We start from the raw sequence: 14464 nt of genomic DNA on the forward strand, positions 1-14464 counted from the left end.
CGGGCGGATGGCGGCGCTCCGCATCGTCTTCATGGGAACGCCGGCCTTCGCGGCCTTGGCGCTCAAGGCGCTGGTGGATGCCGGCCATGACGTGATCGCCGTCTATAGCCAGCCGCCGCGGCCCAAGGGGCGCGGCATGGATACCCAGAAATCGCCGGTGCATCTGTTGGCGGAGGAGCAGGGCATCGCCGTGCGCACGCCGGTATCGCTCCGGAACGCCGACGAGATCGCGACTTTCCAGGCGCTGAACGCCGATGTGGCGGTAGTCGCAGCCTATGGTCTGATCCTGCCCAAGGGGGTGCTCGATGCGCCCCGCTATGGCTGCCTCAACATCCACGCCTCGCTGCTGCCGCGCTGGCGCGGCGCCGCGCCGATCCAGCGCGCGATCATGGCGGGCGACAAGGAGACCGGCGTCACCATCATGCACATGGAAGAGCGGCTGGATACCGGCCCGACGCTCCTGAAAGGGTCCATGCCCATCGGCCAGGACATGAATGCCGGCGCGCTGCATGATGCATTGGCGGAGATCGGCGCGCGCTTGATCTGCACCGCGCTGGACCAGCTGCCGGGTGGGCTCAAGCCCGTGCCGCAGCCGGCGGAGGGCGTGACCTACGCTGCGAAGATCACCAAGGAAGAATGCCGCATCGACTGGCGCCGCAGCGCGGCGGAGCTCGACCGACACATCCGCGGCCTGTCGCCGACGCCGGGCGCCTACATCCAGATCCAGGGCGAGCGGCTGACGATCCTCGCTGCCGAGATCGTGCCTAGCCAATCCGGCACGCCTGGCACAACGCTCGACGATCGTCTTACCATCGCCTGCGGCGAGAGCGCGCTGCGGCCGACGCTGGTGAAACGTGCCGGCAAGCGCGCCATGAGCACGGACGAGATGCTGCGCGGCTTTGCGGTCCCGAAAGGCACGGCGCTCTCGTGACGCGCTTCAAGTTCACGCTGGAATATGACGGCGGCGCCTTCGTCGGCTGGCAGCGCCAGGACAATGGCATGTCGGTGCAGCAGGCGCTGGAAGAAGCGGTGTTCAAGACCTGCGGCGAGACGGCGACCGCGCACGCGGCTGGCCGCACCGATGCCGGCGTTCACGCGACCGGGCAGGTGGCCCATGTCGATATCGAGAAGGAATTCACGGCCGACAAGATCCAGGCGGCTCTCAACTTCCATCTCAAGCCATGGCCGGTCGCCATCATCACGTCGGAGATCGCGCCGCCGGACTTCCACGCGCGCTTCAGCGCAACAGGACGCGCCTATCTCTATCGCATCATCAACCGCCGCCCGCCGCTGGCGCTGGAGGAAGGGCGCGCCTGGCTGGTCAATGCGCCGCTGGACGCGACGGCGATGCACGAGGCGGCGCAGGTGCTGGTGGGAAAGCACGATTTCTCCACCTTCCGGGCCAGCCTGTGCCAGGCGCAATCGCCGGTGAAGACGCTATCGCGCCTCTCCGTCTCGCGCGCCGGCGAAGAGATCGACATCATCGCCGAGGCGCGCTCATTTCTGCACCACCAGGTGCGCAACATGGTCGGCACGCTGCGCCTTGTCGGCGAAGGCAAGTGGAGCATGGAGGATGTGCGCCGCGCCCTCGAAGCGCGCGACCGCACCAAGGGCGGCCCGACCGCCCCGCCGCACGGTCTCTATCTCACCGGCGTGCGATACGATTAGGGTACTGCCCAGCTCAGCGCCATCGCGGCGGTCCAGGAGAAGCTGCCGCCACCGAGGCCTTCGCCGGTAGTCGGATCGTAGTATTCTGCAAAGCCGCTCTGGCGCATTAGAGTCTGCGTATCCTCGCGGATGCGCGCCGCCAGCGCACCATGATCATAGGCGCTCAGCCCCTCGTTGATCATGCGGTTGACGATGGCCCACACGGGACCGCGCCAATAGCGCTTCGGCTCGAAGCGCGGGTCGAACGGCGACAGGCTGGGTACGAGATAGCGTACCTTTCCTCCCCAGCGTTCAATCTCGGCAGCCATGCGGGCCGCCTGGTCGTCGGTCGGGATGCGTGCGAACAAGGGCAGCAAGCCCCCGCTGGTCGACACCGGGATCCGCTCGCCGGTGATGAGATCGAGTGATTGGTAGAGGTTGGCTTCTTCGCTCCACAGCCGCGCGATTGCCGTGCGTTGGCTTTCGAGGCGCAGCGCGATCGCGCTGTGATCCGCCGGTGTGCCGAAGCGGTTGGCCAAGGCCATCAGGTCGGTCTCTGCACGATGCAGGATTGCGTTGATGGCCAGGTCGGCGACCTTGAACGGCGTCGCGTCCCACATCCGGTCCGGCGCCCAGGCGAGGCTGCGATACAGATCGACGAGCGTGATGTAGCGCTCGTAATCCGCCTGGCTCGGCCGCATGTCGGCCTGCACATGGCTGATGTCGCGGCGCCGGATCGGCGTCGTCGGCGTCGCCGGCACACGCACCATCGCAGCGTCCCAGGCCGGGCTGTTGTCCATGCCGGATTCCCACGGATGCAGGATGGCGACCAGGCCGCTGTGCTGCCGGTCGCGCGCCTCCGTCCACCAGCGATGCAGCGCCAGGGCACGCGGATAGAGCGCCGCGGCGTGCGCTTCCGCCTCTGCCGTGTCCTTCGCATTCTCCAGCAGCAGCCGGATGGAGGTCGCGAGCACGGGAGGCTGGGTGATGCCCGACGTCGCCGGATGATGGTGTGTGCCCCACACGTCCGGCCCGGGGAAGTAATCGTCGCTCGGCGCATGGAAGATGATGTGCGGCAGCATGCCGTCCTCCCACTGCCCCTCGATCAGCCGCTCCAGTTCGCGCCACGCACGCCCTTCGTCGAAGGTCGCCCAACCCAGCGCAACGAACGCCGAATCCCAATTCCACTGGAACGGATAGAGCCGGCTCGTCGGGACGGTGTAGCCGCCACGGTCGTTGGCTTTCAGGACATCGCGGGCAGCGGTAATCGTGACTGTCATGCGCTCCTTCCCAAGGCTGTGCCGCTGCCGGCATCCATCCACACGATGCGCTGCTGAACCGGCGCAAGGCCGATCTCCGTGCCGGCCGCATGCGCGGTGTCCGGCGGCGCGACCACGCGGATGATTTGGTCCGCGACGCGACCGGTCATCAGCGCGTGCGATCCCAATGGCTCGACCACCAGCACGTTAAACGGCAGGCCCTTATCGCGTTCCACCAGCGCGAAATCCTCGGCGCGAATGCCGGCCAGCACGCTCCCCGACGCAACAGGCGCCGGCAGGGACAGCGCGCCGAGCTTGGCCTGGCCGCCGGTCACGTCCACCTTGATGAAGTTCATCGGCGGGCTGCCAACGAAGCCGCCGACAAAGGTCGATTGCGGCCGGCCGTAGACCGCCATCGGCGTGTCGAACTGCACGATCCGCCCGCCATGCATGACGGCGATGCGGTCGGCCAGGCCCATCGCCTCGGTCTGATCGTGCGTCACATAGATGGTGGTGGTTCCGGCCTCCTGCAGGATCGCTTTGAGGTCGGCGCGCATTTCGAGACGCAGCAGCGCATCCAGATTGGAGAGCGGCTCATCCATCAGCAGCACCGGCGGCTCGACCGCCAAGGCGCGCGCCACGGCGACGCGCTGGCGCTGGCCACCGGAAAGCTTAGCCGGATAACGATCGAGCAGCATCTCGATATGCAGCAACTCGGCCGCACGCTTCACCTGCGCTTGCACGCGCGTGGTGTCCGCGCCCTGCATGCGCAGGCCGAAGGCGATGTTCTCGTAGACGGTCATGTGCGGAAAGACGGCGTAATTCTGGAACACCATGGCGAGGCCGCGATTGCGCGTCGGCACATCGCTGAGATCGCGCCCACCGATCACGATGCGCCCCGCGGTCCGCGTCTCGAGCCCTGCAACGATGCGCAGCAAGGTGGTCTTGCCGCAGCCGGATGGGCCGAGCAGTGCGACGAACTCGCCGTCGGCCACGTGAAGCGTGATCTCGTCCAGGGCCCGCACCGCCCCGAAATCCTTGCGCACGCGTTCGATCTGGATATCAGCCATGGGCGCCTCAGCGGTTTGCAATGCCCCACATCGCGAAGAGGTACTTTCTCACCGCGAAGATGAAGACGACGGAGGGAACGATCAGAAGCAGGCCGCCCGCGAAGCGATAGTGCAGGGGCGACTCAGACAGGATCTTCAAGAGATAGGCGGTCAACGTCCGCTCGCGGACAGTCAGGATCGATGCGGCAAACACCTCGTTCCACGAAATGACGAAGGCGAAGATCGCCGTCGCCGCGATGCCTGGCAGAGCGAGCGGCAGCACGACCTTGAGGAACGCCTGCCAGCGCGTGCAGCCGAAGATCCAGGCCGCTTCCTCCAGCTCGCGCGGGATGCCGACGAACAGGCTGGAGGTGATGAGCGCGGCAAAGGGTAGAGCGAGCGCGGTGTGGATGAGCGCGACGCCATAGGGCGTGTCATAGAGCCCGATGCGGATGAAGGAGACCGTGAGCGGCAGCGCCAGGATCGCGAGCGGAAAGGCGCGCGTCATCAGGATCAGCAATCGGTAGAGATTGGCGCCGCGGAATCTGAAGCGCGCCAACGCGTAGCCGGCCGGCGCGCCGAGCGCGATTGACAGCAGCATGCAGAGCCCGGCCGCGATCACGCTGTTGAGTGCTGCTTCCCAAACGCCCTCGATCTCCAGGAAGCGCTGCATGGCGCCGAGCAACACTCTGTCCGGCAGGCCCGTCTTGGGCCAGGCGAACACGCCGCCGCGTCCGCCGAACGCACCGAGCGCGATGAAATAGATCGGCACGAGCACCCAGGCGCAGATCGCAATGATGCCGGTTGCGTAGACGATGCGGCGGAGCGCATTCATGGCTGCTGCTCCGGCGGCGTGCGTAGGGCGCGCAGATAGAACACGGTCGACGCCAAGGAGATGACGACCACTAGCATTGCATACGCAGCCGCGACGCCGGTGTTCTGGTTGTCGGTCTGCCACACGAAGGCCTCGCCCACCAGGACCGGGAAGTTCCGCCCGCCGATCGCATACACCACGGCGAAGACTTCGAAGGCGAGCACGGTCCGGAGGATCAGCGCGGTCTGCAGGCTCGGCCGCAGCAATGGCAGCGTGATGCGCCGGAAGATGGTCCAGGGCCTGGCCCCGAACACTTCCGCCGCCTCGGCATATTCCCTGGGAATGAGCTGCAGGCCGGCGACCAGGATCACCAGGACGATGGCAGTTGCGCGCCATACTTCGGCTGCGACCACGCTGAAGAACAGAGCAACCGGCGTTTCATAGGTCAGCCATGGCGTCGGGCCATCGATGACACCGAGCGCCATCAGCGCGGAATTGAGATAGCCGCGATCCTGCAGGATCGCGAGCCACACCAACCCCGCCGCCAGATCGGACACGCCGAGCGGAATGGTCCAGATCCACAACACGATGTCGCGCCCCAGGCGCAGCTTCTGCAGCATGGTCGCCATGGCAAGCGCGAACACCACTTGCGCCGGCACGACCACCAGGACCAGGACGAACGTATTGCGCAGAGACGGCACGAAATTGAGGTCGCCTACCATGCGCTGATAATTCGCCGGTGACAGTTCACCATTCTCCGTCAACGAAAGTCCGATGGTTTGCAGCAACGGCACCAGGAACAGCGCCGCCAGAAACAGCAGCGACGGCGCCAGCAGCAGATACGGCAGCAGGGAGGTGCGGGCGCGAGTCATGACACAGTTGCTTTCCCTCTCCCCCAAACTGGGGGAGGGCTGGGGTGGGGGAAGCGAGCGATGACTCGTTCCGGCGGAGGCGCGGCTTCCCCCTCCCTAACCCTCCCCCGTATCGGGGGAGGGGACAGTGGCAGAATCTGCACGCTTACTTCACCGGACAGGCGCCTTGGCTTGGCTTGTCGGGCTGCCAGCAGGGCGCGTTGGTGGCCTCCATGATGGCCGACAGGGCCTTGGCTTCGTCATCCAGCACCGTGCGCGGCGCTTCGTCGCGCAGGACGATGCGCTGGAAGGTATCGAGATAGATCTTGTTGAACTCGCCGCCCTTGTCCGCGAGGCCGACGGGCAGCAGAGCCGCCAGCGCATCATCAGCACCCTGGGTCTTGGCAACGGCATCGGCGATCAGCTTGATGCCGGGTTCCAGGTCGGCGGGCAGTTCCGCCTTCACCACGGGAAAGAAACCGACTTCCTGCGCGGTCGTGATCTGGGTCTCCGGCCTGGTCAGATATTCGATCAGCGCCGCCGCCCCAGCCCGATCCGGCGCGTCTTTGGGAATCGCAAGGCCAGCGATCACCGGCATGTAGCCGCGCCCCTTTGGGCCGGCTGGTGCCGGAAAGGTGACGAAATCGTCCGGCGCTTCGACCAGCGCCTCCTTCACGCGCGCCACGTGATCGAACGCGATCCATACCTCCTCCGCCAGCAGTGGATCCTGCATGAAGTCATAGCTGGCGGAGTTGGGGTTGACGTACTGCCAGAGGCTCTTGAAGGCGGTCCACATCGCCTCCGCTTCCGGCGATTTGAAGGGTGTGACCACACCGCCGGTATAGGAGGGATAGAGATAGCCCTGGAAGAAGCGGTGCATTAGCCCCTTGGGTCCCGCCGGGAAGCCAAGCACACGCTCGCCGGTGTCGTCGGTGATCGCCTTCGCCCAGGCTTCCAGCTGCTCGTAGGTCAGCTTGTTGATGTCCGCACCCTGCGGCAGATAATCAAGCGCATCCTTGCGGGCGACCATGATGTAGGTTGCCTGCATCCACGGCACATAGACCTGCTTGCCGGTGCCGAACTTCCCCAATTCCATCAAGCCGGGTGGAATCCCGCGGTCGGTCAGCTTCGCCGCCACGTCGTCGATGGTGTCGAGGTCGGTCGTGGCGAGCGGCTGTAGCTCGCCATGCAACGCGCCGACCAGGTCGATGGTGCGTTTGCCAGCCTGGCCTTCCGCGCGCATGCGCACGTCGAATTGCGGCGGCTCTTCCACCAGATAATTCACCGAGCCGTCGAAGTCCTCGAGGATGACGTCGCGGACCTTCTGTGCCTCTTCGATCGGGCGCAATTGGGTGGAGAGGAAGTCGATTTCCTCCTGCGCAGTCGCTGGGTTTGCAGCGGCCAGGCTGCCGGACAGCAGAATTGCTGATGCCGCTGCCTTCATGGATTGTCTCATGATCTTTCCTCCCGTCTTCTTGGGTTTCGGAATGGCGGCTCTGGCGGCCGCTTGTCACATGTGCGTCAGGCTCCCTCCCCGGAGGAGGCGCGCGGATGCTGAACCAGGGGCCGAACCTCCTGCAGATCGCGGATATCGGCGCCGCCCAGCCGCGCCAGCACCATCTCGGCCAATCGTTTGCCGACCTCGCGCATCGGTAGCTCCATGGTGGTCAAAGGCGGATCGGTGAAGAGCGAGGCCGGTATGTTGTCGTGGCCAGTGACGGCGGTGTCGCTTCCGACCTTCAGCCCCGCGCTCTCGATCGCGCGCATCGCGCCCACTGCCATGCGGTCCGTGGTGCAGATCATCGCTGTCGGGCGCTCCGGCATCGCAAGGAACCGAGTCGCCAGCGCATGGCCGCCTTCTTCGGTATGCGGCCCTTCCGCGATCAGGTCGGCTGGAAGCCCGGCGTCGCTCATCGCACTGCGCCAACCGGCCGCGCGGCGCGACGCGAACATCAAGCTCAACGGCGCGCACAGCAAGGCGATGCGGCGGTGACCGCGCGCGATCAACCGCGTGGTCAACGCGCGGAAACCTGCTTCGCCGTCGCCGTCGATATAGGCGTAGGGCTCGACGCTGTCGGTCCGGCCATGGCAGATGAAAGGCACACCCTTCTGCTGCAGATAATGCACGCGCTCATCGTCCTTGCGCGTGCGCACGACGATGAAGGCATCGGCGCGGCGGCCCTCGACCAGGCGGCGATACAGCGCCGCTTCGTCGGGCCCGGGCCGCGCCGCCAACAGAACCAGATCGTGATGATGTGCGGACAGATGCTCGCCGATGGCGGCGAGCTGTTCTGCGAAGACCGGCTCATAGAACCGCCCCGGCTCGGTCGGCATGACGAAGGCGACGGTTTCGCCCGTTCCCTTGCGCAGGCGCCGCGCCGTGGCGTTGGGCCGGTAGCCCAACTCGGCGGCTGCCTTGCGCACGCGCTCGCGCGTCTCCGGCGCAACGTCGGGATAGCCGTCGAGCGCGCGGGAAACGGTGGTGATGGATAGGCCGAGCGAGCTGGCCAGGGTTCGGATCGAGCCCATTTTTCTCAATCCAAAACGTTTTGGATAGTAAACCGACCATGGCCACCGCTGTCAAGGCGGTATCGAGCCGTTGTGAATGGAAGGGGCAGCCGGCCGTTAGCTGACGCCGCCTACGATCAGGAAGATCGGCATCACCAGATGCCGCATGAGCAAGTAATCGGCAATCGTCGCCAGGGCCGCCTGCCACAGCGCGATCCGCAGGGTGTGCGTGAGGAGGAAGGCCTCCCACACCAGCCAGACGATCAGCAGGATATTGTTCGGCACGGCCATGATATCCGCTGGCGCACCTGCCATTTCCACCGCGACCAGCGGCAAACGGGTGGCGACCGTGAGCAAAGTCAACCAGTTGTACAGTGCGATGCAGCCCGGCACTTCGGATTGGCGGCCGATCAGTGGTGCAACCCAGGTCAGGATTGCCGGCGGCAGCAACCACAGGACGACGTAGCCGATCGACATCGTCATGGTGAAGTACGTCACGTCGGCCACGCGCTCGAGCAGTCCGGACTGCGCGATCACCAGAATCGAATAAGGCAGGACCGGCACCGCCAGCCCGAAAGAGCGCAGTGCCCCGCTTGGCGACCGATCGAAGAATCGCTGGAAGTCAGCATCGAACCGCGCCAGCCGCAGCAGGCCGACGGTCGCGAGACGGAACTCAATCCAGCTTGGCATCAAAATAGGAATGGAGAATGTGCTCGTAGATATCGGATAGCTGGAGAATATCCGCGATTGTAACGTTCTCGTCCACCTTGTGCATGGTGGCGCCCGCGAGGCCGAACTCGATCACCGGACAGTAATCCTTGATGAAGCGCGCATCGGAGGTGCCGCCGGTGGTCGACAATTCCGGGTTCAGACCCGTCACCGCTTTGACCGCATCGGTAACCAGATCGCTGAGCGGCCCCGGCGGGGTCACGAACGACACGCCGGAGCACTCGGTGCGTAGCTCATACTCGCCGCCGACGGTCTCGAGCCGACGCCGCACTTCCGTCTCCAGGCTCTCCGGCGTGAAGCCGTCATTGAACCGGCTGTTGAAGCTGGCGCGCGCCTCGGCGGGAATGACATTGGTAGAGGGATTGCCCACATCGATGGTGGAGACCTGAAGCGTGCTCGGTTCGAAATGCGCGGTGCCGGGATCGAGCGGCGCCTCCGTCAGCGCCACGACCATGCGCGCCAGGCGATGAGTCGGATTGTCGGCGAGGTGCGGATAGGCGATGTGGCCCTGCACGCCTTTGACGGTGAGATGCCCGGTCCAGCTGCCACGCCGGCCGATCTTCGCCATCTCGCCCAACCGTCTGGGATTGGTCGGCTCGCCGACCAGGCAGGCATCGATTTTTTCGCCCTCCGCCGCCAGCGTTCTCAACATCGGCTTGGTGCCGTTGACGGATGGGCCTTCTTCGTCACCGGTGATGAGGAGCGAGATCGCACCGGCAAAATCGCCGCCGGTCCTCGCAACAAAGCGAGCCGCGGCGGCGGCAAACGCCGCAACGGCACCCTTCATGTCAGCCGCGCCTCGGCCATAGAGCCTGCCGTCGATGATCTTCGCGGCAAATGGATCGACGCTCCAACTCGCGCGCTTGCCGACCGGCACGACATCGGAATGGCCGGCGAAGCTGAAATGCCTGCCCGGCCGCTTGCCCGTGATCTTGGCGTAGAGATTGTCGACCCGTGCCGTGCCCGGCGCTTCGAACGGCATGCGCCGGCAGCTGAAGCCCACAGGCTCGAGCGCCCGCGCGAGCGTATCCAGCGCGCCTTCGTCTGCCGGCGTCACGCTCGGACAGCGGATCAACGCCTGGGCGAGGGCGATGGGGTCGATTGTCATGTGGCTCGGCTCCGCCTCGCCGGCCCCTCACCCTGTCCCTCTCCAGCAAGGGGAGGGGGGACGCTGCTGCTGGGTTCGTGCGAATAGCCCCTCTCCCCTCGAGGGAGAGGGGTTGGGGTGAGAGGGGAAGCGAAAATCATGGATGACGTCGCTCTAATCCCGCAGCAGCTCGTTGATCGACGTCTTCGCGCGGGTCTTTTCATCGACGCGCTTCACGATCACGGCGCAATAGAGGCTCGGGCCCATCTCATTATTGGGGAATGGCTTGCCCGGCAGCGCACCGGAGACGACGACGGAGTAGGGCGGCACCTTGCCGTAATGCACTTCGCCGGTGGCGCGGTCGACGATCTTGGTAGAGGCGCCGATGAAGACACCCATGGAGATCACCGAGCCTTCGCCCACCACCACGCCTTCGACCACTTCGGAGCGCGCGCCGATGAAACAATTGTCCTCGATGATCACCGGCCCGGCCTGGATCGGCTCCAGTACGCCGCCGATGCCGACGCCGCCGGAGATGTGGCAGTTCTTGCCGATCTGCGCGCAGGAGCCGATGGTGACCCAGGTGTCCACCATGGTGCCGCTGTCGACATAGGCGCCGACATTCACGAAGCTCGGCATCAGGACCACGCTGGGCGCCACATAGGCGCTGCGCCGCACGACGCAATTGGGCACGGCGCGGAAGCCGGCGGCGCGGAACGTCTCCGCATCCCAGCCGGCGAACTTGGACGGCACCTTGTCGTACCAGGCGGCCTGGCCGAAATGCGGATAATTGCCGCCGCCAGGGATGAGCTCGGAATCCATCAGGCGGAAGGACAGCAGCACGGCCTTCTTCAGCCACTGATTGGTTTCCCACTTCCCGTCGCGCTTCTCCGCGACGCGCAGCGCGCCGCGATCGAGGCCGTCGAGGGCGGCATGCACGGCATCCAGCACATCGCCTTTGGTCCCAGGGTTGATTTCCGCGCGCCGCTCCCAGGCCGCGTCGATGATGGGCTGCAGGTCCTTCGTACTCATGCCTTGGATCCGTCCTTCGTCACTGCGTGAAGCCAATCCGCCAGGTTTTCGGCGATGTGATGAATATAATGGGTCTGCTCCGCCGGCTGTGCCCAGCTGACATCGGTCTTCACCCAGACCGTCGTCATGCCGAGCTCCGCCGCCGGCGCCAGGTTGCGCGGCATGTCGTCCAGCATGATCGCCTTGTTGGGATCGAAGCCGTGTCGTGCGACCAGCGCGCGATAGGCCATGATGTCGGGCTTAGGCACAAAGGCAGCTTCGGCGATGTCGAAGATGCCCTCGAAATGCCGCGTAACGCCGAGGCGGGCCATCACATTCTCCGCATGGCGCACCGAGCCGTTGGTGTAGATCAGCTTGCGCCCCGGCAAGCGCTCAAGCGCTTGACCCAGCCGCTCATCTGCCAAGACTCCGGACACATCGATCTGGTGCACGAATTCCAGGAAGTCCGCCGGGTTGATCCCGTGATGGATCATAAGGCCATTGAGCGTGGTCTGGTGATCGCGGAAATACTGCTTCTGCAGGGTACGCGCCGCGTCCGGCTCCAGGTTGAGCAGCTGCTGGACATACTCCCCCATCCGCCGCTCCACCTGGTCGAACAGGCGGCACGACGCCGGATAGAGCGTGTTATCCAGGTCGAAAATCCAGCATTGGGCGTCGGCAGGTCGCATCAGGACAATAGTCATCAGCTCTGGGCAGGTCGGCCGGCACGTTACGGATGCCATACCCCGAGCGCAAGAGTTGGAGCGACGCTTAACCGCGTATTAAGGCCGAGGTTTCAGGGTGCGGGCATGGCCCGTTCCCTCTCCAGCCCTCCGACCAATCCGGCCGATGCCGCCGGCGGGGATATGGACGTTACCTTGCGGGCCGCCCTCATCGAATCCCGCCAGCGCATGAAGGAGCTGCTGGAGCTCTCGTGCGACTTCGCCTGGGAAACCGATTCCAATGGCCTGTTCAGCTTCGTGACGGCCGGCGGTGCGCTGGGCCACGAAACCCTGGACCTGCTGGGCAGCGATCCTGCGGACCTGGTGCTCTCGCCAGAGGATGGCCGGCATTTCCAGGCCGATTCGCCGCCGGAGGGGCTGCTGGTCTGGGCCAGCACCAAGGCCGGCATGCCGCGCTGCCTCCATCTGAAGGCGCGTGCAATCTTCGATCAGCACGGCGAATTTCAGTGTGTGCGCGGTGCCTGCCGCGATGTGACGGCAGAGCAGGACCGCGACGCGGCCCTGGCGGCCGCGCGGCACCGCGAACGCTCGCTGATCCAGCTGTTTCGCGCGCTGCGCCAAGCCGCCGACTCCAAGGCCGCGATGGAGATGGGCGTGGCGACCGCAGTCCAGGCAACCGGCGCGGCCGGTGCCACGCTGTGCACCGTTCTCAACGGCGAACCTAGCGAGGTGGTCGCGCACTTCGGCACGCCTGTTGCCGCGTCGCAGTTGGCGCGCCAGGCGATCGAGAACAGGCAACCGCATCGCTCCGTGGTGGCAGGCCGGCGCGTGCTCGCGCTGCCGGGCGAGCTCGGCGGGCGCGTGGCCGGTGTCCTGGTGCTGTGGCGGCCGGAGGATCAGCCCGACTGGCCGGAAGACGATTTGTTCCTGCTGCGCGAGCTGACGGACCAACTCGCGGTCGCGATCGTCCAGGCGGACGAGCAGGCGGCCCTCTCGCGTCTCAGCCAGACCGACGCCTTGACCGGATTGCTGAACCGCCGCGGCTTCGAGGCGCGGCTCAAGGACGCGGTGGCGGCCGCATGCGCTACCGGCAGCGGTGGCGCGCTCATTTATGTCGACCTCGACAATTTCAAGCAGATCAACGACCGGCACGGCCATGCCCAGGGTGACGCGGCCCTGCGCGCCGCGGCTGAATTGCTGCGCCGTTTGTTCCGCGCCAGCGACCTGGTGGCGCGGCTGGGCGGCGACGAACTCGGCGCCTGGATGGACGGTGTCGACGGCGCCGAGGCGCTGCGCCGCGGGCAGGAGCTGGTGACGGCGGCGGCCGCGCTCCAGCGCTTTGCGCCGGAGTCGGAGAAGAAGATCGGGTTTTCGGTCGGCATTGCTCTGCTGCGGCCGGGTCAACCGATGAGCGATGGTGATCTGATCGCACTCGCCGATCGCGCGATGTATCAGGTGAAGCACGGCGTCAAAGGCGGCGTCGCCCTGCTGGATGAGTAACGACGTGGACTACGAGCAGGCCAAGCTTCTCTCAACCGATCCGGACGCCAAGGTCCGCCGCACGGTCGCTGAGCAGCCGGATGCCAAGCCGGAGATCCTGTTCTATCTTGCCGATGATGCGGATGCCGGCGTGCGCTGCGCCGTTGCGGCCAACAAGGCGACTCCGCGCCAGGCCGACCTCATCCTGACGCGCGACGAGGATGATTCTGTGCGCGAGCGGCTGGCGGCCAAGATCAGTGCGCTGGTGCCGGACATTGCCAACGAAGAGCGCGCGAAGATCCGTGCGCTGAGCAGCAAGGTATTGGAGACGCTGGCGCGCGACCAGGCGGTGAGGGTGCGCCAGATCGTGGCGGAGGCGCTGCAGGATTCGGTGGATGCGCCGGTCGCCGTGATCCAGAAGCTGGCGCGCGACATCGAGATCCAGGTCGCCGGCCCGATTCTCGAGCACTCGCCGCTGCTGACCGACGAGGACCTGCTGGAAATCATCGCCGCCGGCCCGATCCGCGGCGCGCTCACCGCCATCGCCAAGCGCCGGCAAGTGAGTGAGAAGCTGAGCGGCGGCGTGGTCAGCGCGGCGCTGTCCGATCCCGCCGAATCCAACACCGTGCGCCGGTTGCTGCAGAACAAGAGCGCGCAGATCCGAGAGGATACGCTGGATCTGATCCTTGATCAGGCCGGGCGGATCCCGACCTGGCACGAGCCGCTGGTCGAGCGCCCGACCTTGCCGATGAAGGCGATCAAGCGCCTGGCAGCCTTCGTCAGCCGCAGCCTGCTGGAAGCGCTGCAGCGGCGGCCCGACCTTGACGCCGCCACTGCCAAGGATGTGGCGAAAGCCGTGCAACGCCGGCTGGAAGCCGAAGGCGCGGCGGCCGAGGCGCCGCCGGTCGGCGAAGACGCAATCGCTGCCGCCATCGGCGCCGGCAAGCGCGACGCTGTCGCCGCCGCCCTGGCGCGTGACGCCAAGCTGCCGGCCGGCGTGGTCTCCGCCATTCTCGCCTCGAAAAGTGCCAAGGCCGTCACCGCGCTCGCCTGGCGGGCAAAGCTCTCCATGCGCCAAGCACTGCAGCTGCAACTGCGCATCGCCCACATCCCGCCGACCGCCGCCTTGAACCCACGCGGCGGCAGCGACTACCCGCTCACCCCGGCGGAAATGGAATGGCAGCTGGGGCTGTTCGGGACTGCGTGATCCGCGTCGAAGCAAGAACGCACTAGAGCACGTTTCCCGAAGTGTGAATCTGGTGGGGATTCCCAGCTGGGGTGATTTGTGATTCAAGATGCTGACTGGGGTGGAGGCCAGCATCGATGTCACGACCCTATTCACTGGAT

At 65.9% G+C, this 14464-nt stretch carries 14 protein-coding genes; 4 read left to right on the top strand and 10 right to left on the bottom strand.

Annotation, left to right across the window (positions count from 1 at the left end; genetic code table 11):
* Positions 1-7: 7 nt before the first annotated feature.
* Together fmt and truA are read left to right on the top strand one after the other, a co-directional pair.
* Positions 8-931, top strand: coding sequence for a methionyl-tRNA formyltransferase (fmt, locus tag DTX69_RS11915; protein ID WP_119301748.1), 924 nt, complete (start codon positions 8-10; stop codon positions 929-931).
* Entirely contained in the window at positions 928-1668 is a 741-nt protein-coding gene (gene truA / locus DTX69_RS11920) for a tRNA pseudouridine(38-40) synthase TruA (RefSeq protein ID WP_119301749.1), read from the top strand. The genes fmt and truA overlap by 4 nt, the downstream gene beginning before the upstream one ends.
* On the opposite strand, the gene DTX69_RS11925 is transcribed toward truA, so the two are convergent.
* The 10 genes from DTX69_RS11925 to DTX69_RS11970 all read right to left on the bottom strand — a co-directional run bounded on the left by DTX69_RS11925 (position 1665) and on the right by DTX69_RS11970 (position 11659).
* On the bottom strand, positions 1665-2927 hold the full coding sequence (locus DTX69_RS11925; RefSeq protein WP_119301750.1) for an MGH1-like glycoside hydrolase domain-containing protein: 1263 nt from the start codon (positions 2925-2927) through the stop codon (positions 1665-1667). The genes truA and DTX69_RS11925 overlap by 4 nt on opposite strands.
* Positions 2924-3976 (bottom strand): ABC transporter ATP-binding protein, encoded by a 1053-nt coding sequence (locus DTX69_RS11930; RefSeq protein WP_119301751.1) that lies wholly within the window; start codon positions 3974-3976, stop codon positions 2924-2926. The genes DTX69_RS11925 and DTX69_RS11930 overlap by 4 nt, the downstream gene beginning before the upstream one ends.
* Positions 3977-3983: 7 nt before the next feature.
* Entirely contained in the window at positions 3984-4790 is an 807-nt protein-coding gene (locus DTX69_RS11935) for a carbohydrate ABC transporter permease (protein ID WP_119301752.1), read from the bottom strand.
* Positions 4787-5641: a carbohydrate ABC transporter permease gene (locus DTX69_RS11940; protein ID WP_119301753.1), complete on the bottom strand. Its 855-nt coding sequence runs from the start codon at positions 5639-5641 to the stop codon at positions 4787-4789. The genes DTX69_RS11935 and DTX69_RS11940 overlap by 4 nt, the downstream gene beginning before the upstream one ends.
* Before the next feature lie 145 nt (positions 5642-5786).
* Entirely contained in the window at positions 5787-7076 is a 1290-nt protein-coding gene (locus DTX69_RS11945) for an ABC transporter substrate-binding protein (RefSeq protein WP_284735715.1), read from the bottom strand.
* 65 nt (positions 7077-7141) lie between these two features.
* Positions 7142-8149, bottom strand: coding sequence for a LacI family DNA-binding transcriptional regulator (locus tag DTX69_RS11950; RefSeq protein ID WP_119301755.1), 1008 nt, complete (start codon positions 8147-8149; stop codon positions 7142-7144).
* Positions 8150-8245: 96 nt separating this feature from the next.
* A complete protein-coding gene (locus DTX69_RS11955) occupies positions 8246-8818 on the bottom strand; it encodes a hypothetical protein (protein ID WP_119301756.1) in 573 nt (190 codons plus the stop codon).
* Positions 8802-9965 carry a succinyl-diaminopimelate desuccinylase gene (gene dapE, locus DTX69_RS11960; RefSeq protein WP_119301757.1) on the bottom strand — a complete coding sequence of 388 codons (1164 nt, stop codon included), beginning with the start codon at positions 9963-9965 and terminating at the stop codon, positions 8802-8804. Before dapE ends, DTX69_RS11955 begins: the two co-directional genes overlap by 17 nt.
* Positions 9966-10118: 153 nt before the next feature.
* Entirely contained in the window at positions 10119-10976 is an 858-nt protein-coding gene (gene dapD, locus DTX69_RS11965) for a 2,3,4,5-tetrahydropyridine-2,6-dicarboxylate N-succinyltransferase (protein ID WP_119301758.1), read from the bottom strand.
* Positions 10973-11659, bottom strand: a complete 687-nt coding sequence (locus DTX69_RS11970; protein WP_284735716.1) for a pyrimidine 5'-nucleotidase — start codon at positions 11657-11659, stop codon at positions 10973-10975. Before DTX69_RS11970 ends, dapD begins: the two co-directional genes overlap by 4 nt.
* Positions 11660-11764: 105 nt before the next feature.
* On the opposite strand from DTX69_RS11970, the gene DTX69_RS11975 reads away from it, so the two are divergent.
* Both DTX69_RS11975 and DTX69_RS11980 read left to right on the top strand, forming a co-directional pair.
* Complete coding sequence (locus tag DTX69_RS11975) at positions 11765-13138, top strand: sensor domain-containing diguanylate cyclase (protein WP_162917108.1); 1374 nt, start codon at positions 11765-11767, stop codon at positions 13136-13138.
* The gene (locus DTX69_RS11980; RefSeq protein ID WP_119301760.1) at positions 13131-14324 is read left to right on the top strand and encodes a DUF2336 domain-containing protein; all 1194 of its coding nucleotides are present in this window, start codon (positions 13131-13133) and stop codon (positions 14322-14324) included. The genes DTX69_RS11975 and DTX69_RS11980 overlap by 8 nt, the downstream gene beginning before the upstream one ends.
* The last annotated feature ends 140 nt before the right edge of the window (positions 14325-14464 follow it).

Origin of the sequence: Dongia deserti, assembly GCF_003574735.1 — a bacterium.
GTDB lineage: Bacteria > Pseudomonadota > Alphaproteobacteria > Dongiales > Dongiaceae > Dongia_A > Dongia_A deserti.

Excerpts from the sequence above, each read along its gene's own strand:
- fmt (WP_119301748.1), top strand. The coding sequence starts at position 8 with ATGGCGGCGCTCCGCATCGTCTTCATGGGAACGCCGGCCTTCGCGGCC.
- DTX69_RS11925 (WP_119301750.1), bottom strand. The coding sequence starts at position 2,927 with ATGACAGTCACGATTACCGCTGCCCGCGATGTCCTGAAAGCCAACGAC.
- DTX69_RS11930 (WP_119301751.1), bottom strand. The coding sequence starts at position 3,976 with ATGGCTGATATCCAGATCGAACGCGTGCGCAAGGATTTCGGGGCGGTG.
- DTX69_RS11935 (WP_119301752.1), bottom strand. The coding sequence starts at position 4,790 with ATGAATGCGCTCCGCCGCATCGTCTACGCAACCGGCATCATTGCGATC.
- DTX69_RS11940 (WP_119301753.1), bottom strand. The coding sequence starts at position 5,641 with ATGACTCGCGCCCGCACCTCCCTGCTGCCGTATCTGCTGCTGGCGCCG.
- DTX69_RS11945 (WP_284735715.1), bottom strand. The coding sequence starts at position 7,076 with ATGAGACAATCCATGAAGGCAGCGGCATCAGCAATTCTGCTGTCCGGC.
- DTX69_RS11950 (WP_119301755.1), bottom strand. The coding sequence starts at position 8,149 with ATGGGCTCGATCCGAACCCTGGCCAGCTCGCTCGGCCTATCCATCACC.
- DTX69_RS11955 (WP_119301756.1), bottom strand. The coding sequence starts at position 8,818 with ATGCCAAGCTGGATTGAGTTCCGTCTCGCGACCGTCGGCCTGCTGCGG.
- dapE (WP_119301757.1), bottom strand. The coding sequence starts at position 9,965 with ATGACAATCGACCCCATCGCCCTCGCCCAGGCGTTGATCCGCTGTCCG.
- dapD (WP_119301758.1), bottom strand. The coding sequence starts at position 10,976 with ATGAGTACGAAGGACCTGCAGCCCATCATCGACGCGGCCTGGGAGCGG.
- DTX69_RS11970 (WP_284735716.1), bottom strand. The coding sequence starts at position 11,659 with ATGACTATTGTCCTGATGCGACCTGCCGACGCCCAATGCTGGATTTTC.
- DTX69_RS11975 (WP_162917108.1), top strand. The coding sequence starts at position 11,765 with ATGGCCCGTTCCCTCTCCAGCCCTCCGACCAATCCGGCCGATGCCGCC.
- DTX69_RS11980 (WP_119301760.1), top strand. The coding sequence starts at position 13,131 with ATGAGTAACGACGTGGACTACGAGCAGGCCAAGCTTCTCTCAACCGAT.